The 18,990-nt window shown below is 72.0% G+C and carries 16 protein-coding genes; 13 read left to right on the top strand and 3 right to left on the bottom strand.

Annotated features, from left to right (window positions below):
- Positions 1–107: 107 nt before the first annotated feature.
- The 8 genes from GGD88_RS04310 (at position 108) to GGD88_RS04275 (ending at position 8,425) form a co-directional block, all read left to right on the top strand.
- Positions 108–2,090 carry a methyl-accepting chemotaxis protein gene (locus GGD88_RS04310; RefSeq protein ID WP_184432085.1) on the top strand — a complete coding sequence of 661 codons (1,983 nt, stop codon included), beginning with the start codon at positions 108–110 and terminating at the stop codon, positions 2,088–2,090.
- A gap of 174 nt (positions 2,091–2,264) precedes the next feature.
- The gene (locus tag GGD88_RS04305) at positions 2,265–3,254 is read left to right on the top strand and encodes an ABC transporter ATP-binding protein (RefSeq protein WP_184432083.1); all 990 of its coding nucleotides are present in this window, start codon (positions 2,265–2,267) and stop codon (positions 3,252–3,254) included.
- Positions 3,251–4,150 (top strand): ABC transporter permease, encoded by a 900-nt coding sequence (locus tag GGD88_RS04300; RefSeq protein ID WP_184432081.1) that lies wholly within the window; start codon positions 3,251–3,253, stop codon positions 4,148–4,150. Before GGD88_RS04305 ends, GGD88_RS04300 begins: the two co-directional genes overlap by 4 nt.
- 144 nt (positions 4,151–4,294) lie before the next feature.
- Positions 4,295–5,026, top strand: coding sequence for an orotidine-5'-phosphate decarboxylase (gene pyrF / locus GGD88_RS04295; protein ID WP_184432079.1), 732 nt, complete (start codon positions 4,295–4,297; stop codon positions 5,024–5,026).
- A gap of 13 nt (positions 5,027–5,039) precedes the next feature.
- Positions 5,040–5,723 (top strand): phosphoribosylanthranilate isomerase, encoded by a 684-nt coding sequence (locus GGD88_RS04290; protein ID WP_184432077.1) that lies wholly within the window; start codon positions 5,040–5,042, stop codon positions 5,721–5,723.
- Positions 5,720–7,018 (top strand): DUF3422 family protein, encoded by a 1,299-nt coding sequence (locus GGD88_RS04285; RefSeq protein WP_184432075.1) that lies wholly within the window; start codon positions 5,720–5,722, stop codon positions 7,016–7,018. The genes GGD88_RS04290 and GGD88_RS04285 overlap by 4 nt, the downstream gene beginning before the upstream one ends.
- Before the next feature lie 37 nt (positions 7,019–7,055).
- Positions 7,056–7,694, top strand: coding sequence for a carbonate dehydratase (can, locus tag GGD88_RS04280; RefSeq protein ID WP_184432073.1), 639 nt, complete (start codon positions 7,056–7,058; stop codon positions 7,692–7,694).
- A gap of 158 nt (positions 7,695–7,852) precedes the next feature.
- Entirely contained in the window at positions 7,853–8,425 is a 573-nt protein-coding gene (locus GGD88_RS04275; protein ID WP_184432071.1) for a hemerythrin domain-containing protein, read from the top strand.
- A 66-nt stretch (positions 8,426–8,491) separates the two neighbouring features.
- On the opposite strand, the gene GGD88_RS04270 is transcribed toward GGD88_RS04275, so the two are convergent.
- Positions 8,492–9,538: an NADP(H)-dependent aldo-keto reductase gene (locus GGD88_RS04270; protein WP_184432069.1), complete on the bottom strand. Its 1,047-nt coding sequence runs from the start codon at positions 9,536–9,538 to the stop codon at positions 8,492–8,494.
- A gap of 63 nt (positions 9,539–9,601) precedes the next feature.
- Between GGD88_RS04270 and GGD88_RS04265 the strand changes: the two genes are divergently transcribed.
- The 3 genes from GGD88_RS04265 (at position 9,602) to GGD88_RS04255 (ending at position 14,903) form a co-directional block, all read left to right on the top strand.
- Complete coding sequence (locus GGD88_RS04265; RefSeq protein ID WP_184432067.1) at positions 9,602–10,159, top strand: GIY-YIG nuclease family protein; 558 nt, start codon at positions 9,602–9,604, stop codon at positions 10,157–10,159.
- Between the two features lie 140 nt (positions 10,160–10,299).
- Positions 10,300–12,141: an ABC transporter ATP-binding protein gene (locus GGD88_RS04260; RefSeq protein ID WP_246423559.1), complete on the top strand. Its 1,842-nt coding sequence runs from the start codon at positions 10,300–10,302 to the stop codon at positions 12,139–12,141.
- Between the two features lie 203 nt (positions 12,142–12,344).
- Entirely contained in the window at positions 12,345–14,903 is a 2,559-nt protein-coding gene (locus GGD88_RS04255; RefSeq protein WP_184432065.1) for a sensor domain-containing protein, read from the top strand.
- A gap of 123 nt (positions 14,904–15,026) precedes the next feature.
- Here the strand turns inward: GGD88_RS04255 and GGD88_RS04250 are convergent, their stop codons facing one another.
- Together GGD88_RS04250 and GGD88_RS19265 are read right to left on the bottom strand one after the other, a co-directional pair.
- Positions 15,027–16,229 carry an E22 family MetX-like putative esterase gene (locus GGD88_RS04250; protein WP_184432063.1) on the bottom strand — a complete coding sequence of 401 codons (1,203 nt, stop codon included), beginning with the start codon at positions 16,227–16,229 and terminating at the stop codon, positions 15,027–15,029.
- Between the two features lie 165 nt (positions 16,230–16,394).
- Positions 16,395–18,011 carry a response regulator gene (locus GGD88_RS19265; RefSeq protein WP_184432061.1) on the bottom strand — a complete coding sequence of 539 codons (1,617 nt, stop codon included), beginning with the start codon at positions 18,009–18,011 and terminating at the stop codon, positions 16,395–16,397.
- Positions 18,012–18,192: 181 nt separating this feature from the next.
- Here GGD88_RS19265 and GGD88_RS04240 point away from each other — a divergent pair, with 181 nt between their 5' ends.
- On the top strand, positions 18,193–18,429 hold the full coding sequence (locus GGD88_RS04240) for a hypothetical protein (RefSeq protein WP_184432349.1): 237 nt from the start codon (positions 18,193–18,195) through the stop codon (positions 18,427–18,429).
- Entirely contained in the window at positions 18,429–18,986 is a 558-nt protein-coding gene (gene dcd / locus GGD88_RS04235) for a dCTP deaminase (protein ID WP_184432059.1), read from the top strand. The genes GGD88_RS04240 and dcd overlap by 1 nt, the downstream gene beginning before the upstream one ends.
- The last annotated feature ends 4 nt before the right edge of the window (positions 18,987–18,990 follow it).

Raw genomic sequence — 18,990 nt, 5'->3', positions numbered from 1 at the left:
CATCGAATACTAAGCATCGACGCCTCGTTTAACATATTATTTATAGTCTAAGCAATTAAAATGCCATCAGATATCGGACAGGCGCATCGGTCACAGGGGGCAGGTTCATGACGCTCAGGAACATCAGGATCGGCACCAAGATCTGGTTCCCGACTCTGATCGCGGCTATCGGGTTCATGGTCTTGGTGGCCATCGCCGCCGTCATGACGCGCCAGGACATCCTGGCCGAACGGACAGCCCAGGTGCGCGCGGTCACCGATGCCGCCCGCAGTATCGCCGCCTTCTACCACCAGGAGGCCGAGGCCGGTCGCCTCGACACCGAGACCGCACAGGACCTGGCCGCCACGGCCATCCGCGCCATGCGCTACGGCGAGGGCGGCAGCGAATACGTCTTCGTCAACGATTACAGCGGCATTGCCGTCGTGATGCCGGTGCGTCCCGACTGGGAGGGCACCGACCTCCAGGGCTTAAAGGATGTCGACGGCAAGCCGATCGTGGTCGCGTTGACCCGGGCCGCCCAGACGGGCGGCGGCGCGGTGGACTACCGCTTCCCGCGCCCCGGCTCCGAGACGGCGGAGCCGAAGATCTCGTGGGCGTCGGGATTCGATCCCTGGCGCTGGGGCATCGGCACCGGTGTCTATGTCAGCGACGTCGACGCGGCGGCCCTCGACCAGGCGCTCGATCTGTCGCTCGCGGCCGGCCTGGTCCTGCTGGTGGCGGTCGGCACCGGCTTCGTCGTGATCCGCGGCATCGTTCAGCCTCTGCGCGGCCTGACCACCACCATGACCACGCTGGCCGGCGGCAACCTGGAGACGGAGGTGCCGGACACCGCGCGTCGCGACGAGATCGGCGAGATGGCCGGCGCCATCCAGGTCTTCAAGGACAATGCCCAGGAGGTCCAGCGGCTCCAGGCCGCGCAGGCCAGCGAGCAGGCCCGCAACGCACGTCGCGTCAAGGCCGAGATGCTGGCCCTGACCAATGCCCTGGACGAGGAGGTGCGCAGCGCCATCGCCGAGGTTCTGCACGGCGCCGACTCCATGCAGACGGCCACCGGGGATATGGCCGAGGCGGTCTCGGACACCGAGCGCGGGGCGGACGCGGCGGCCGCCGCGTCGCGCGAGGCGGCCGACAACGTGGACGCCGTGGCCGCGGCGTCGGAGGAGCTGTCGCACTCCATCGCCGAGATCGGCACCCAGGTCAGCAACGCCGTGGACGTGGCACGCCGCGCCGTCGAGGAAGCCGAAACCACCAACGAGCGCATCGCCGGCCTGGCCCAGGCGGCCCGGCAGATCGGGGAGGTGGTCGACCTCATCAGCGATATCGCCAAGCAGACCAACCTGCTGGCGCTGAACGCCACGATCGAGGCGGCCCGCGCCGGCGAGGCCGGCAAGGGCTTCGCGGTGGTCGCCAACGAGGTCAAGACGCTCGCCAACCAGACGGCCAAGGCGACCGAGAACATCGCCGACCAGATCGGCGGCATGCAGGCGGCAACCGAGGCGGCCGTGGAGGCCATCGCCGGCATCACGGGCGTCATCGGCCAGCTCAACGAGATCGCGACCGCGATCTCCGCCGCCGTCGAGGAGCAGACCGCCGCCACCGGCGAGATCAGCGCCAACGCCCAGCGCGCCGCGTCCAGCACGGAGAACGCCTCGCAGAACATCACCACGGTCTCCAGCAGCAGCGAGACGACCGGCACCCATGCCCGCTCGGTGCGCGCGTCCGTCGACGAGGTGCGCACGCGCATCGAGGGCATGCAGACGTCGCTGGCCCGCATCATCCGGTCCGGCAGCGACGCTGACGACGCGACCAGCGGAGCGCGCGTCGTCGACACCCGGGTGACCCTGAGCTTCGACGACGGCCGGACCGAGTCCTGCACGCTGCATGCGCTGTCGCTCGGCGGCGTCGGCACGCTCGATCGCGTCCTGCGGATCGACGGCGACCGCAGCTTCCGGGTGGCGCTGCCGGGCGTCGGCACGCTCTCGGGCGCCGTCGTCACCGCCACCGACATCGCCACCCACATCCGCCTGGAGATCGGCGAGGCGGAAAGCGATGCCCTGCGGGCCTTCGTGGACCGGCACGCCCGCGTCTGACCGCCGGGTCCCCTGACGATAACACCCTACCTCTCCCAGGGTTTACCTCCGCCGCGTCGGTGCCGTACAACGGGGACCCGCGGGGACAGCCCCCGGACGCAGCCCCGGCGCCCTTCGGGCCCCGGCGCGGATGAACAAGGAGCGTGCCCGGCGTGCGGGTCGGGTGCGGGCATCATGATCCGGATTGAGGACCTCACCCACGTCTACCCGGGCGGGCGCCGCCAGCCGCCGCGCACCGCGGTGTCGGACCTCTCGCTGCATGTCCCGGAGGGTCGGTTCGCCATCCTCTCGGGGCCCAACGGCAGCGGCAAGAGCACCCTGTTCCGCATCCTGTGCGGCCTGGCGCGGCCGAGCCGCGGGCGCGTTTTGATCGGCGGCCGCGACCTGCTGGCCGATCCGGCGGCGGCGCGTGCCCTGATGGGGGTCGTGTTCCAGAGCCCGGCGGTCGACAAGCATCTGAGTGTCCAGGAGAACCTGGCGATCCACGCGGCCCTGTACGGGCTCGCCGGCGCCGCCTTCCGGGACCGGATGGCGGAGGCGCTGGCCTGGACCGACCTGGAGGGCCGCCTGGGCGACCGCGTGGATACGCTCTCGGGCGGCCTGGCGCGCCAGGTGGAACTGGCCAAGTGCCTGCTGACGCGGCCCCGGCTGCTGCTGCTGGACGAGCCCACCACCGGCCTGGACCCGGCCAGCCGGCGCAGTTTCCTGACCGCCCTGACGCGGTTGCGGCGCGAGCGCGGCATGACGGTGCTGATGACCAGCCACATCTTCAGCGAGGCCGAGGACGTCGACAGCGTCGCCATCATGGCCAACGGCCGGCTGCTGGCCTACGATACCCCGCAGGCCCTGCGCGCGCGCCTCAGCGGCGACGTTCTGGTGATCGACAGTGCCGCCCCCGACGCGCTGGCCGCACGCCTGCGCGAGGACCTGGGGCTCACGGCCCTGCGCAACGGGGACGAACTGCGCGTCGACGATCCGCCCAACCAGGACGCCGTGGGGCTGCTGGAACGCGTTCTGGCCGCCTATCGTCCCCTGGTGCGCGGCATCACCGTCAAGCAACCCGCGCTGGAAGACGTCTTCATCCATGTCACCGCCGAGGCCCGCGACGACGCGGGCGACGGCCGCGGGGCGGCGACATCGGAGCATCAGGAGAGCGCCGCATGACCCTTGCCGGCCAGGCCCCGTCGCAGGTTTCGTCCCCCGGCGCGGACGACGACGCGCCCTTGTCGCGCGCCGACACCAACGCCGATGCCGACGCCGACGGGACGTCGGGGGCGTCGCTGTGGGCCGTCAGCACCGCCCTGGCCCGGCGCGAGTTCACCCGCTTCATCCGCCAACCGCACCGCGTCATCGGCTCGGTCGGACAGCCGCTGATCTTCTGGCTGCTGCTGGGCGCCGGCCTGACGCCAAGCTTCGACGCGCCCGGCCTGGGCGGCATGACGTACCTGGAGTACTTCTACCCCGGCGTGCTCATGATGCTGATTCTGTTCGCGTCCGTGTTCGCCTCCATCACCATCATCGAGGACCGCGATCAGGGCTTCCTGCAAGGCGTGCTGGTGGCGCCGGTGCCGCGCCTCGGCATCGTCATGGGCAAGGTTGGGGGCGCCTCGCTGGTGGCCCTGTTCCAAACCGCGATCCTCCTGTTGGCCGCCCCCTTCATCGGCCTGGGCGTCGGGCCGGGCGCGGCGGCGCTGCTGGCCGCGACCCTGGTCCTGATCTCCCTGGGGTTCACCGGGCTGGGCTTCCTGTTCGCCTGGGGCATGAAGTCGACGGCCGGCTTCCACGCCATCATGATGGTCATCATGATGCCCATGTGGGTGCTGTCGGGCGCCTTCTTCCCCGCCGCCGGCGTGCCGGGATGGCTGCACGGGATCATGCTCATCAACCCGGTCACCCATGCCATGACGCTGCTGCGGGCGCCGTTCTACAGCGATCCGGTGACGCTGTTCGGCCGCACCGACTACCTGATCGCGTTGGCGGTGGTGGTGGCCTGGGTGGTCGCCTGTCTGGCGCTGGCGGCGGCCCGGGTCAGCAAGCGAGACCGCGGCGTCACCGCCTGAGCGCGGCCGGCGGCGGCCGGCGCGAAACCGCCACCCGGGATGGGGTCACCCCTGGCGGTGGCGGCGACCATGGTGTAAACACGCCGGCGCAATCGCGACTCGTCGCCTCGTCGCCCAGGTCCGTCCCTCTTGCGGTGCGCCGGCATGCCGACCCCTCCCGTCTTTCCCAATCCGGTCTTCGTGGCCCTCGATACCGCCGACCTGGAGCAGGCCCGGGCCTGGGCGCGCGCCCTCGCGCCGGTGGTGGGCGGCGTCAAGCTGGGCCTGGAGTTCTTCGCCGCCCATGGCGCCACGGGGGTGCGGGCGGTCGCGGGCGCGGAGGGCGGCCCGCCGCTGTTCCTCGACCTGAAGTTCCATGACATCCCCAACACCGTTGCCGGCGCCGTGCGGGCGGTGGCCCCGCTCGCCCCGGCAATCGTCAACGTGCACGCGGCCGGCGGGCGCGCCATGATGGCCGCGGCCCGGGACGCGGCAACGGAGGCGGCGGACCGGCTCGGCGTGACGCCGCCGAAACTGATCGCGGTGACCGTGCTGACCAGCCTCGACGCCGCCGACCTGACGACGACCGGGGTCCCCGGCGCGGTCGCGGATCAGGTGCGCCGGCTGGCCGCCCTGGCCGTCGCGGCCGGGCTGGACGGCGTGGTGTGCTCGCCCCACGAGGCCGCGGTGCTGCGCGCCGACCTGGGCCCGGACGCGCTGCTGGTGACCCCCGGGGTGCGGCCGGCCTGGGCCGCGACGGGCGACCAGAAGCGGGTGACGACCCCGGCCGAGGCGCTCGCCGCCGGCGCCAGCCACCTGGTCGTCGGCCGCCCCATCACCCAGGCCGACGACCCGGCGGCGGCGGCGCGGCGCGTCGTGGCCGACCTGGCGACGTGACGGAGGCCCGGCCATGGCGCGGCGCCCCCCGATCGAGATCAAGATTTGCGGCCTCACCGACCCCGACGCCGTCGACGCGGCGGTCGAGGCCGGCGCCGACTGGCTGGGGGCCGTGTTCTTCGCGCCCTCGCCGCGCGCCGTGACGGCGGAACAGGCGGCCGACCTGTTCGACGGGCTGCCCGACGATGTGGGCACCGTGGGCCTGTTCGTGGACCCGGACGACGCTCTGCTCGACCAGGTGCTGACCCGTGTCCGGCTGGACCTGATCCAGCTCCACGGCCAGGAATCGCCGGCCCGGGTGGACGCCATCCGGCTGGAATACGGCCGTCCGGTCATGAAGGCCCTGGGGGTGGCGACGCGCGCCGATCTGGCGGCGGCGCAGGCCTATGCCGACCATGCCGACCGCCTGCTGCTGGATGCCCGCCCGCCGCCCGGGGCCGACCGCCCCGGCGGGCACGCGCGCGCCTTCGACTGGTCGATCCTGGCCGGCTGGACGGCGCCGCTGCCGTGGATGCTGGCCGGCGGCCTGACGCCGGAGACGGTGGCGGCCGCCCTGCGCGCCACCGGGGCGCCGGCGGTGGACGTGTCGTCGGGGGTCGAGCGCGCCAAGGGGGTGAAGGACCCGGCCCTGATCGCACGCTTCTGCGCCGCCGTGCGCGCGGCCGAGGCCGACCGGACAGAGGGGGACCGGGCATGAACGCACCACCGTTCCGTCAGCATCCGCAGCGTGAGGAGCTGGTGCGCGAGTTGCACGCGCGCCCCTCCGACCCGATGCGGCCGCCGCTCAAGCTGTCCCAGTTTTCCGTCCTGTCGGGCGAGCACGGCGCCGAGAGCGACCGCGCCCACCTGGGCCTGCTGTGCGCGCGCAAGGGTGGCACGGCGCCGGCGGCCGGCGCCAAGCATCACGTCACCGACCTGGGCGGCCTGACCGTCAAGTGGGAACGCCACACCGAGTTCTGTTCCTACCTGTTCTGGCGGCGCACCCACTTCACCGCGCCGTTCGAGGACACGGTGATGGACGAGCTGCCGGAGGACTGGCTGGCGGAAATGCCGGGCGAGGTGCTCTCCGCCCTGCACATGGCGCTACTCCCGGAGGACGTCGCCCTGCCGGAGAACGACGAGGTCTCGCTGCGCTACTTCAACGGCAACGCCCTGACCGGCAACACCGTGGCCGGCGGCAAGGCCATGGTGTGGGCCGACTTCCGCCTCCACGCCGACGGCTTCTCGCGCATCCTGATCCAGGACCGCGGTCTCGACGCGCGCCACGCCGGCCGCACGGTGCAGCGCCTGATCGAGTTGAACACCTACCGTGCCTTGGCCCTGCTGGCGTTCCCCTTGGCGCAGGAGGTGTTGCCCCGCCTGCGCACCATCGACGAGAGCCTGGCCGACGTCAGCACGCGCATGGCCGATGCCTCCGACCAGAGCACCGACGGCGAGTTGCTGGCGCGCCTGTCCGACCTGTCGGCGCAAATCGAGAGCCTGGCGGCCCGGACCAGCTACCGCTTCGCCGCCTCGCAAGCCTATTACCGGCTGGTGCAACAGCGCCTGCGCGACCTTCGGACGGCGCGCGCCGAGGGTCTGTTGACCATCGACGGCTTCATGGACCGGCGCATGGGGCCGGCGATGGCGACCTGCGAGTCCGCCAACGAGCGTCAGGAGTCCCTGGCGCAGCGCGCGGCCCGCATCGGCAGCCTGCTGCGGGCGCGCGTCGAGGTCGGCCTGGAGGAACAGAACCGCGACCTGCTCAACAGCATGAACGAACGCGCGCGCGTCCAGGTAAAGCTGCAGGAGACCGTCGAGGGCCTGTCGGTGGTGGCCATCAGCTACTATGCGGTGGGCCTGGTCGGATACCTGTTCAAGGCGATGGAGAGCGGCGGGGTGCCGCTGAACGTCGGTCTCGCAACCGGCCTCGCGGTGCCCGTCGTGGCCGGCCTGGTGTGGTACGGCGTGCGGCGGGCCAAGCGGGCGGTGGTCAAGCGCCGCGCCGACTGAGGTCCGGGCGCACCACGGTCAGGGGGAGGACCGAGTCATGGGCGTGGATCGCCTGTTCGAGAACAATGCCGCCTGGGTGGCCCGAAAGACCGCGGGCGACCCGGACTTCTTTCACCGCCTCATCAACCAGCAGGCGCCAGAGTTCCTGTGGATCGGCTGCTCCGACAGCCGGGTGCCGGCCAACGACATCGTCGGGCTCGCGCCGGGCGAGCTGTTCGTGCACCGCAACGTCGCCAACCTGGTGGTGCCGTCGGACCTGAACCTGCTGTCGGTGCTCCAGTACGCGGTGGAGATCCTGCGCGTGCGCCACGTGATGGTGTGCGGCCATTACGGCTGCGGCGGTGTCAAGGCGGCGCTGCGCCAGATCGAACTGGGGCTGATCGACAATTGGCTGCAACCGATCAAACAGCTCATGCTGACCCACGGCGCTGAACTCGACCGGCTCGACGAGACCGCGCGGCTCGACCGGCTGTGCGAACTCAACGTCATCGCCCAGAGCCGCAACGTCGCCGCCACCTCCATCGTCCAGGACGCCTGGGCGCGGGGCCAGCCGCTCCAGGTGCACGGCTGGATCTATGCCCTGGAAGACGGCCGCCTGCGGGACATGGGCTGCACCCGGTCGCGGGGCGAGGACCTGGACGCGGCCTTCCGCCTGGCCCGCGCCGACACCGGATGATCGTGATACACTTTCCCGCGTCCACTCTTCCGAATTGAAACGGTTTCGCCGCTGCGGTAGACTGTCCGCCGTCAAACGGGCGCGCGCTCGCGCCCGGCGACCAGGCGACAGGACACGCCGGCACGGCCCCCGGGGCCACCGGCCCCAGGATACGGGCCATGATGGATTCCCTTCAGATCATCCGGAACGAGCATCGCAATCTGTACCGCGTCGTGCACCTTCTGGGCTCGCTGGCGCGCGACCAGGCGGCCGGCCAGGCGCCCGATTTCGACGTCATGACCCAGATCGTGGACTACCTGGACACCTTCATGGACCGGTTCCACCATCCGAAAGAGGACCGCTACCTGTTCGCCCGCCTGCGCGACCGCGACCCCCAGGCCGGCGCCATCCTGGACGAACTGGAGGACGAGCACCGCCGCTGTCCGGTGGGTCTGATCGACCTGCGGCGCGCCCTGGAGGCCTACCGCGCCGGCCAGCCGGGGGCGGAGGCCGCGTTCCTGGAGGCGGTGCGCACCTACCTGCGCTTCCAGACCAAGCACCTCCAGAAGGAAGACGGCATCGTTCTGCCGATGGCCCGGCGCAGCCTGACCGCCGAGGACTGGGCCGAGATCGACGCCGCGTTCGCCGACAACACCGACCCCCTGTTCAGCGACTCGGCCCGGGCCGAGACCCGGGCGCTGTTCCACCGCCTGGTCAACGCCGCCCCGGCGCCCTACGGCCTGGACGGGTAGGGCCGGTCACGGGAACGGAGATCACGGGAACGGAGATCACGGAGCGGGACATCTCGGAGCGGGGCGTCACGGGCAGGGATACGTGAACTCGGCGTGGATCGCCTCGATGCCCTCCAGCACGCTGTCGGGCAGGGTCAGGTCCGCGCTGGCGAGGTTGCTGGCGAGCTGCTCCAGGCTGGTGGCCCCGATGATGGTGCTCGCGACGAACGGCCGGCTGGTCACATAGGCCAGGGCCATCCGGGCCGGGTCCAGCCCGTGCTCGCGCGCCAGCGCCACGTAGCGCTCGGTCGCCGCCACACCGCGCGGTTTCTGGTAGCGCGGGTAGGTGGCGTTGAACAGCGTCAGGCGCGCACCCTCGGGCCGGCGGCCGTCCAGGTACTTGCCCGACAGCGTGCCCATGCCCAGCGGCGAGTAGGCACACAGCGGCACCGCCTCGCGGATCGCCGGCTCGGCCAGCCCGACCTCGAACGAGCGGTTCAGCAGGTTGTAGGGGTTCTGGATGCAGGCCGGCCGCGGCCAGCCCCGGTCCTCGGCCAGCCGCACGGTGCGCATCAGGCCCCAGGCGGTTTCGTTGGAGAGCGCGACGTGCCGGATGGTGCCAGCCTGCACCTGCTCGTGCAGGGCCTCCAGCGTGTCCTCGATGGCGATGGCCTCGGCGTCGCGCACCGGATCGGGGACATAGCCCAGGCGGCCGAAGAAGTTGGTCGCCCGCTCCGGCCAGTGCAGGTAATAGACGTCGATGTAATCGGTGCGCAGACGGCGCAGCGAGCCCTCGACCGCCGCCCGGATGTTGGCCCGGTCCAGGCGCGCCGCGCCGCCGCGAAACTGCGGCATCGGCCCGGGCCCGACGATCTTGCTGGCCAGCACCACCTTGTCGCGGCTGCCGCGGCTGGCGAACCAGGAGCCGATGTAGGCTTCGGTGCGCCCCTGGGTCTCGGGCTTCGGCGGCACCGGATACAGCTCGGCCGTGTCGAACCAGTTGACGCCGTGGTCCAGGGCGTAGTCCATCTGGGCGTGGGCCTCGGCCTCGGTGTTCTGCTGGCCCCAGGTCATGGTGCCCAGGCACAGCGCACTGACGGACAGGCCGGACCGGCCGAGCGGACGATACTGCATGGCAAGGCTTTCGCGTTTTGGGGGATGTGGCCGGAAAGGGCGGACGCCCGGGCCGGGCGCACCATGACGGCTCGTGCCGCCCAGGGCAAGCCCGAGTCCGTGCCTGAGGCTTTGCGACCGCTCGGCGGTCTGTGGCAGGAGCGCGCGACCGCCCGGGCCGACGGGGCGGTGCCGGCGGTGGCGGGGGCCTACCTGCTGGCGGTGTGGCTGCCGGCCCCGGTCGCGCTGCCGCCGCGTCTCGTGACGGCCGCCCGGCCCGCGCTGGCGCCGGGCTGGGTGGTGTACGCCGGCAGCGCGCGCGGTCCCGGCGGGCTGCGCGCCCGGCTGGCCCGCCACCTGCGCCCCGACAAGCGCCGGCGCTGGCACGTCGACTGGCCGACCACGGCGCCCGGCGCGCGGATCTGGGTTCAGGCGGTCCCCGGCGGCGACGAATGCGCGCTGGTCGCCCGCCTGCTGGCGGAGGCCGGCGCCACGGTGCCGGTGCCCGGCTTCGGCAGCAGCGACTGCCGCACCTGCCCGGCCCATCTGTTGGCGCTGCCGGAGGCGCCGCGACACGGACTCCGGCGAATACGCCGGCGGGCCACCGGGACACTTGAATCCGCATCAGAATCAGTCCTGTAGAGCCGCCCGGCGTCGGCGACCGGACCGCATCTGCGGTTCCGATTTCGAACAATCGGCTCTATGATCGCGCCGCCCGGCGGCCGCGTGCCGCCGGCGGCCGCGATCCCGGGCGGCGCGTTCCGGGCAGCGATCCGAGAGCAATGTCCGTCTCCCCTACCGTACCCCCGACCGACCCGCCGGCCGCCCCGCCGGCCGCCCCGACCTCCGCCCGGGCCTCCGCCCCCGCCGGCCGCGCCGGCACGCTGGCCCTGGCGCGGCGCCTGATCCGCACCTTCCTGCGGCCGTACTGGGGGCGCATGGGTCTGGCGGTGGCCTGCATGGTGGTCATGGCGCTGGCCACCGCGGCCACGGCGTGGCTGCTGGAGCCGGCGATCAACGAGGTGTTCCTGGGCCGCAACGCCGCCGCGCTGTGGTGGGTCGGCGGCGGCATCCTGGCCGCGTTCGTGCTGCGCGCGATCGGCAACTACGGCCAGTCGGTGCTGGTCACGCGGGTCGGCTTCCTGATCCTGGCCGAGGCCCGCGACCGCCTGCACGCCAAGGTCTCGGCGATGGAGCTGCGGTTCTTCCAGGGCCACAGCACCGGCGACCTGGTGACCCGCTTCACGTTCGACATCAACCGCATGCGCTTCGCCACCGCCAATGCCCTGACCGGCCTCGGGCGCGACCTGGTGACCTTGGTGGCGCTGGTCGCCCTGGTGCTGTGGCAGGACTGGGTCCTGGGCCTGCTGGCCTTCCTGGCGGCGCCGCTCACGGTGGTGCCGGTGCGCCGACTGGGCCGCAAGGTGCGCAAGCGCGCGCGCCACACCCAGGAGGAGACCGGGCGCCTGCACGCGCTCATGACCCAGACCCTGCGCGGCATCCGGGTGGTGTGGATCGACGGCCGCGCCGACGACATGCGGGCGCGCGTCGACACCCTGATCGAGCGCATTTTCCGCCGCCAGGTCAGCGGCGAGCGCGCGCGCACCCTGATCACGCCGATCATGGAACTGGCGACCGGGATCGCGCTCGGCCTGGCGCTGTTCGTCGGCGGCCAGCGCATCCTCAGCGGCGCCAACGACCCGGGCTCGCTGACCTCCATGCTGGCGGCGCTGCTGATGGCCTACCAGCCGGCCAAGCGGCTGGCCAACCTGTATTCCATCGTGCAGGAGGGGCTGGCGGCGGTGGAACGCCTGTTCGCGGTGCTGGACACGCCCCCCGACATCACCGAGCGTCCCGGGGCGGTCGCGCTGCCGCCCGGGCCGGGGCGCCTCGAGCTTGCGGGCGTGCACTTCGGCTACGGCCCGGACGCCCCGGTGCTGCACGGCATCGACCTGAGCGTCGCCCCCGGCGAGGTGGTGGCGCTGGTGGGCGCCTCCGGGGCCGGCAAGTCCACTCTGCTCAACCTGATCCCGCGCTTCCTGGACGTCTCCGCCGGCGCGGTGCGGATCGACGGCCACGACGTGCGCGACGTCACCCTGGCGTCGCTGCGCGCCCGCATCGCGCTGGTCACGCAGGAGACCTTCCTGTTCGACGACACCATCCGCGCCAACATCGCCTATGGCCGTCCGGACGCGAGCGCGGCCGAGATCGAGGCCGCCGCCCGCGACGCCGACGCCTGGGACTTCATCGCCCGCCTGCCGGCGGGGCTCGACACCCGCATCGGCGACCTCGGGGGGCGCCTGTCCGGGGGCGAGCGCCAGCGCCTCGCCATCGCCCGGGCGATCCTCAAGGAGGCCGATATCCTGCTGCTGGATGAACCGACATCCGCGCTCGACACCGAGGCCGAGCGGCGGGTCCAGCGCGCCCTCGCCGCTCTCAGCCGCGGCCGCACCACGCTGGTGGTGGCGCATCGTTTGTCGACGATCCGGGACGCCGACCGCATCTGTGTCCTGGAGGCAGGCCGAATCGTGGAGCAAGGGCGCCACGGCGACCTGTTGGCGAAGGGCGGTCTCTACACCCTTTTTTGCAGCGGAGAGGCAACCGGTGGGGGGACCTGCGCGTAACGGAAAGGAGGGGATGCGCGGGGCATCCGGCACCGATCGGGCGAACCGGGTCCGGTGGGACTGAAAATAACGGTGGTCAGAGCTGACCTGGTCTGAAAGGATTACATCGAAAGGCTGTTGTTCGGTCCATGCGAGGGCATGCGCGGGGCGAGTGGCCGTTCCGCAGAAGGCGGCAACCTGGGGGGAAGCGGCGAGTCCAGATCATGACGGTGCGATCCAAGGATGCCATTGCGAACGATCCGCGCCTTCGTGCCACGGGGCTCCGGATCCGGCACGACGATCCGCGCCTGGCGCTGGATGCCGGGTCCTTCTGCGCCTTGGCCGAGACCGTGCCCGGAATCGTCTTCCGGCGTGTGCTGCACGCCGACGGCACGATCGCCTACCCGTATGTGTCGGCCTCCGCCGCGACCTATCTCGGCTTCGCGCCGAACGAGATGCAGGTGACCGACGACGGCTGCCTGGACATCATCCATTGGGCCGACCGGGACGCCTATCTCGATCGCCTGCGCCGCTCTGCGCGCACCGGGGAACGCTGCGAGGAGGCGTTCCGCGCCATCGCCCGCAGCGGCGAGATCCGCTGGCTGGCCGGCGCCAGCGTGCCGCACCACGACGACGACGGCGCCGTGGTCTGGGACGGCACCCTGATCGACGTCACGGAGCGCAAGCGGGCCGAACAGTGGCTCGGCACCATCCTGGATCACGCCGCCGACGTGATCGTGACCCTGGACGAAAACGGCTGCATCGAGTCCTCGAACGCCGCCTCGGCCACGGTGTTCGGCCACGACCCCGATGCGCTGATCGGCCGTCCCGCGTCGGTGCTCATGCCGCAACTGGACCAGGGCGACCTCAAGGAGGCGCTGGGCCGTTATCTGGTCACCGGCGAGGAGACGATGGTGGGCGCCGGGGCGCGCGAGCTGCTCGGCCGGCACCGCGACAACTCCCTGTTCCCGATCGAGATGGCGCTGTCCGAGGTGCTGACCGGCGACCGGCGCCTTTTCATTGCCGTCATCCGCGACGTCAGCCAACGCAAGGCGGCCGAGACCGCGCTGCTGGAGACCCAGCGGCGGCTCACCAATATCGCTGATAACCTCCAGGGCCTGGTGTTCCAACGCCTGCTCGGCGGGGATGGGCGGCTGCGCTTCCTGTACATTAGTGGCAGCGCCCTGGAGATCCTGGGCCACACACCGGATGCGGTGATCGAGAACGGCGACCTGATGCTGGACGCCATGGACCCGGAGGACCGGCACCGGTTCCTCGCCGACCTGCGCCGCTCGGCCCGGACGCTGCAACCGATGGAGGACGACTACAAGATCATCGGCCCCGACGGCACCGAGCGGTGGTTGCGCGGCTGGTCGCGCCCGCACCGCTCGCCCAACGGCGACGTGGTGTGGGAAGGGGTGGCGCTGGACGTCACCGACCGCAAGCACGCGGAAAGCCGGCTGATGTTCCTGGCCTATCACGACCCGCTGACCGGCCTCGGCAACCGGTCCCTGTTCCTGGACCGCTTCACGGCCGTCGCGGCGCAGGTCTGCGTCGAGACCACCGGCGCCGGCCGTCTCGCGCTGGTCGCCATCGGCCTGGACCGCTTCAGCATCATCAACGCCACGCTCGGCCACACCATGGGGGACCGGGTGCTGGTCGCGGTGGCGCAGCGGCTGCGCGACGCCCTCGGCCCCGACGGCCTGCTGTGCCGGAGCGGCGGCGACCGCTTCATGGCCATGATCACCGACTGCGCGGACGAGACCGCCCTGAAGGCCGCCCTGGGCCGTCTGTCCGCCGTGTTCCAGCGCCCGATCGAGGCCAGCGGCCACCAGTTCGATCTGTCCATCAGCATGGGGGTCAGCCTGTGCCCGGACCACGCCCGGGACGCCGAGACCCTGACCATGCACGCGGATGCCGCCCTGCACGAGGCCAAGCTGGACGGCGGAGACACCTGTCGGGTGTTCACCCCGGAGATCGTCGCACAGGCCAACCTGATCCTGACCATGCGCCACCGCATGCGGCGCGCGCTGGAAGAGAAGCAGTTCAAGGCGCACTTCCAGCCCCAGCTCGACCTTCAGACCAACCGCGTCGTCGGCACCGAGGCGCTGGCGCGCTGGATCGACCCGGACGGCACCATGGTCCCGCCCGGCGAGTTCATCCCGATCGCCGAGGACTACGGCCTGATCGACGAGATCTGCATTCAGGTGCTCCAGGATGCCTGCCGCTGGACCGCGCGCTGGAACGCGATGGGCTTCGGCCCGATCTCGGTGGCGGTGAACATCTCCGGCCGGCAGTTCCACAATCCGCGCCAGCTCATGGACATCGTCGGCAACGCGCTCGACCTGCTCGGGCTGCCGGCGCACCTGCTGGAACTGGAGCTGACCGAAAGCACCGCCATGAGCGACCCCGAGAACGCCAGCAAGGTCATGCGGCTGTTCACCGACCGGGGCATCGGCTGTTCGATCGACGACTTCGGCACCGGCTACTCGTCGCTGTCGGTGCTGAAGCGGTTCGCACTGCGCAAGCTGAAGATCGACCGCTCGTTCGTCCGCGACGTCACCACCGACGCCAACGACGCCGCCATCTGCGCCGCCATCATCGCCATGGCCCACGCGCTCAACCTCAAGGTCTGCGCCGAGGGCGTCGAGACGACTGACCAGCTCGCCTTCCTGCGCGAGCAGGTCTGCGATCAGGTCCAGGGCTTCCTGATCGCGCGGCCGCTGCCGCCTGTCGACCTGGAACGCCTGCTCCGCGACGGCGTGCCCGACCACGCGTCGTGAGCGACCAAGGCCGTGATACCCCTCGCCCCATGACGTGACGTCATGGGGCGAGGGGCCGATGCGACCGCACCGGCGCCGCCCGGCGGAGGGGCGGTTCCGCCCAGCGGCCGGAACCGCCGTTCCCTACTGGTCCAGGAACGCGTCCAGGGCGGGAGCGGCCTGAGCCATGGACAGCACACCGTCCAGGTGGCCACGCGTCCCCTGAAGCTCGACGATCTGCACCGGGGTGCCGTCGCTCTTGATGATCGCGGCGGTCTCGCGCACGGCATCGCCGGGGAAGATCAGGTCCTCGTTGGTGTGGATCATCAGGACCGGCGAGTCGATCGCCAAGAGGCCGGCGTACAGGGTCTCGCCATGGCCGGCGTAGAAGAGCTGGCACGCCTTCGCCAGGTAAAGGAAGTGGTTGGCGTCCGAGGTGGCGGCGCGGGCGGCGCCGGCGGCATCCAGCGTGGCCTCGATCTTGAACAGGTTGTCGAAGCTGTCGGCCGGGTCGGCGTCCTCTCCGGCCCAGGCACGGCCGAACACGCCGTTGGACCACTCCGGGTGCTGGGCGTGCAGGGTCACCACCTTGAGCGCCTCGGCGAGACCGCGGGTGGGCGGATCGCCGTCGTAGTAGGCCCCGCCGTTCCAGTTCGGATCCAGGCGGATCGGCGCGCTCCAGATGTTCATCCATGCGATCAGGTCGCCGTCGGCCCAGCCGGAGCCGATCACCGGGATCACCCGCTCGACCCTCTCCGGATAGCTGGCGGCCCACTCGTAGGCCTGCAGGGAGCCCATCGACGCCCCCATGACGGCATGCAGGGTGTCGATGCCGAGTTGATCGAGCAACGCCTTCTGGGTCTCGACGAAATCCCGGATCGTCAGGATCGGAAAGTCCATGCCCCAGGGCTCGCCCGTCTCCGGGTTGAGGGTGGCGGGGCCGGTCGTGATGACCTTCGGGTTGTGAACGCCCAGGTTGACCGGCGTGTCGACGGCGATAACGTAGTAGGCGTCGGTGTCGATCGCCTTGCCGGACCCGATGATGGCGTCCCAGTAGCCGGGCGCGGCGTCGTCGGCGCTGTAGCGGCCGGCGGCATGGGAGTTGCCCGAGAAGTAGTGCGTGATGAGGATGACGTTGTCCTTGGCCTCGTTCAGGGTGCCGTAGGCCTCCCAGCCGAGCGTCATGTCCCGGATGGTCTCGCCGCCCTGGGTGGTGAACGTGGGGATCGTGAAGCTCTGCTTCTCCACCAGTGGCTCGTAGGCCAGGGCGGGGGTCAGGGCCGGCGCCGTCAGCACGGCGCCCAGCATCGCGGCACCGGCGGCGGCGCGCGACAGATGGTGGGGCATCGGTGTCCTCCCTGTGTCGGTCCGCCCCGCATGGTCCGGGGGCGGTGCAAGCGCCACGCGCGCAACGTGCGCGGGCGTCCGGCATCATGACGCGGGACGCGACGTCTCGACAAGAGGGCACACGGGCGGAAGCGGGGGCGGGGGCGCGGAGGCCGGGCGCGCCGGTCAGCCCGCGCCGTCGGCCTCCAGCACCCGGTCCAACGCGGCGCGCAACTCGCTCAGACCGAACGGCTTGCGCAGGATGGCGTCGGCCATGTCGGCCAGATCGGCGAGGCTGGCGTCCCCCTCGATGGCGAAGCCGCTGGCCAGGATCACCGCCATGTCGGGGTGCGCGGCCTCGGCGGCGCGCAGCAGCACCCGCGCCCCGCCGCCCGGCATCGAGACGTCGGTGATGAGGACGTCGTGCTGGGCCGCATCGAGCGCCGCCACGGCCGTGGGCACATCGCCGGCCACCGTGACCTCGCACTCCTGGTCGCGCAGGAACTCGGCGATCTCGGTGGCGGCCTCCACCTCGTCCTCGGCCAGCAGGACCCGCACCGGACGGTCGTCGTCGACCGCCTCGCCGGCCGCGTCGGTCCCGCCACCCGGAGACGCCCCGGCGTCCGCGGCGCGTCGGCCGGTGACGCGGGCCAGATCCAGACGCACGCCCCGCAGCGCCCCCTGGTCGTCCACCAGCATCATCAGGTGCCCCCCCAGACCGGCCAGCGCCAGGGCCGCTAGGACCACGCGCCGCGACAGGGTCAGGTCGGGCGCCACCGGGACCAGCGGGGTGCCGCGGGTCAGGGTCTCGTCGCGCACCATGTCGACGATCAGCCGGCTGTCCCCGGCGGCCGCGCCGGCCTCGGGGTCGACCCGCACCACCACGGCCCCGACCGGCCCCGCCGCCGGACCACCGCGCCGCACCGCCGCGCCGCGCGCCTGCGCCCGCTCCGCCGCCTCGCCACCGACCGCCTCGGCCAACACCGTCAGCACGGCGAACCCGATCTGGAGCAACAGCACCGGTTCGCCCCAGGCCCGCGGCAGCTCGGCCGGCGTCACCACCTCGGGGCGCAGGCCGGCGGCGCGCAGCGGGCCGCGCGCCAGGTTGGCGGCCTGGCTCATGATCGCCCCCAGGTCCACCGGCTCCAGATCGGCCGGCCCCGCCACCGCCGGCGCCCCCTGGACCAGCGCGACGGTCCCGAACAGGGCCTCGGCCTGATCGGCCAGGCGCGCGAAGCGGTCGGCGGTGGGCGCCACACCAGCGCCGACGTCGCCCACCTCCGCTTCCAGGGCGGCGCGCTCGGCGGTCAGGCGGATGATGTTCAGCGGCTGACTCATCTGGTGGGCCAGGGCGCCGCCCATCTCCCCCAGCAGGGCGTGGCGCGCCAGCACCGCCATCATCTCGTCAAAGCCGCCCTCGTCGCCGCCGGAGGCGTGCGCCTGATCCTCGGTGACCCGGCACGGCCACAGGGCATGCAGCACGGCACCACCCGCGCCGACCTCCCCCCCCGCCGCCGGCGGCAGCGGCAAGGGCCGCGACCACACCCAGAACGGGGCCGTCCCGCCGCCGCCCAAAGGCAGGTCGCGCCAGCCGCCGCCGCGCTCGGCGCCCGACCCGGGCAGCCGGCCGGACCAGGCGGCCGCGTCGGCGTCGCTCAGCTCCAGCAGACGCCGCGCCCGCCGGTTCAGACGCCACGGCCGCCCCTCGGTATCGGCGATGACGAGGGCCTGTGGGGCCGCTTCGAGGGCAGCGTCGGCCAGGGCCTCCAGGGCCGCAGGTGGCAGGGACGGACGGTCGGTCACGGGACGGTCTCCGGTGAGCCTGCGCGGATGGTGAGGCGGACAGCGGGGCGGATACGACGAGCCAGGCGCCGCGCGACGGCCGACCATGCCGCGAAGCGCCGCGGCCGTCCAGTGCGCGACCGGCGGCGCACCGGCGCGGCGGGCGTTGACGGCCCGGGCCGCGCGGGTCAGAGTGCCGGCCATGACTCGCACCCCCCGTCCGCCGGAGGCCGGGGCGGCGCCGTCCGACCGCGACGATGCGTCCGCCGCGCCCGCTCCGCGACCGCGCCCCGACCGACTCGACCGCAGCGCCGCCGCCCTGCGCGCCAACTTGGCCCGCCGCAAGGCCCAGGCGCGGGCGCGCGCGGCCGGGGCGGACCGCGCCGGCGACGCGGACACGCCGGACCCCAACGGGCCGACCCGGAGAGACGACGCCTGATGGCCGTGATGCCCGATTCCTGGATCCGTGCGCGCGCCGCCCGCGACGGCATGATCGAACCGTTCGTGGACCGCCTGGAGCGCGCCGGCGTGATCTCCTATGGTCTGTCCTCGTACGGCTACGACGCCCGCGTCTCGGGCGAGTTCAAGGTGTTCACCAACGTCGATTCCGCCGTGGTGGACCCCAAGGACTTCTCCGACAAGAGCTTCGTCGACCGCCGGGTCGACGACCACGTCATCATCCCGCCCAACAGCTTTGCCCTGGCGCGCACGGTCGAGTACTTCCGCATCCCGCGCGACACCCTGGTGATCTGCCTCGGCAAGTCGACCTATGCCCGCTGCGGCATCATCGTCAACGTCACCCCCCTGGAGCCGGAGTGGGAGGGTCACGTGACGCTGGAGTTCTCCAACACCACCCCGCTGCCGGCGCGCGTCTACGCCAACGAGGGGGCGTGCCAGTTCATCTTCCTTCAGGGCGCGGAGACCTGCGCCGTGTCCTACCGGGACCGCAAGGGCAAGTATCAAGGACAGAAAGGTGTCACACTCCCCCGTCTCTGAGGCG

This window comes from Roseospira goensis (assembly GCF_014197795.1).
GTDB lineage: Bacteria > Pseudomonadota > Alphaproteobacteria > Rhodospirillales > Rhodospirillaceae > Rhodospira > Rhodospira goensis.
The sequence above is the reverse complement of the archived record's forward strand: the minus strand, read 5'-3'. Positions and strand labels throughout refer to the sequence as shown.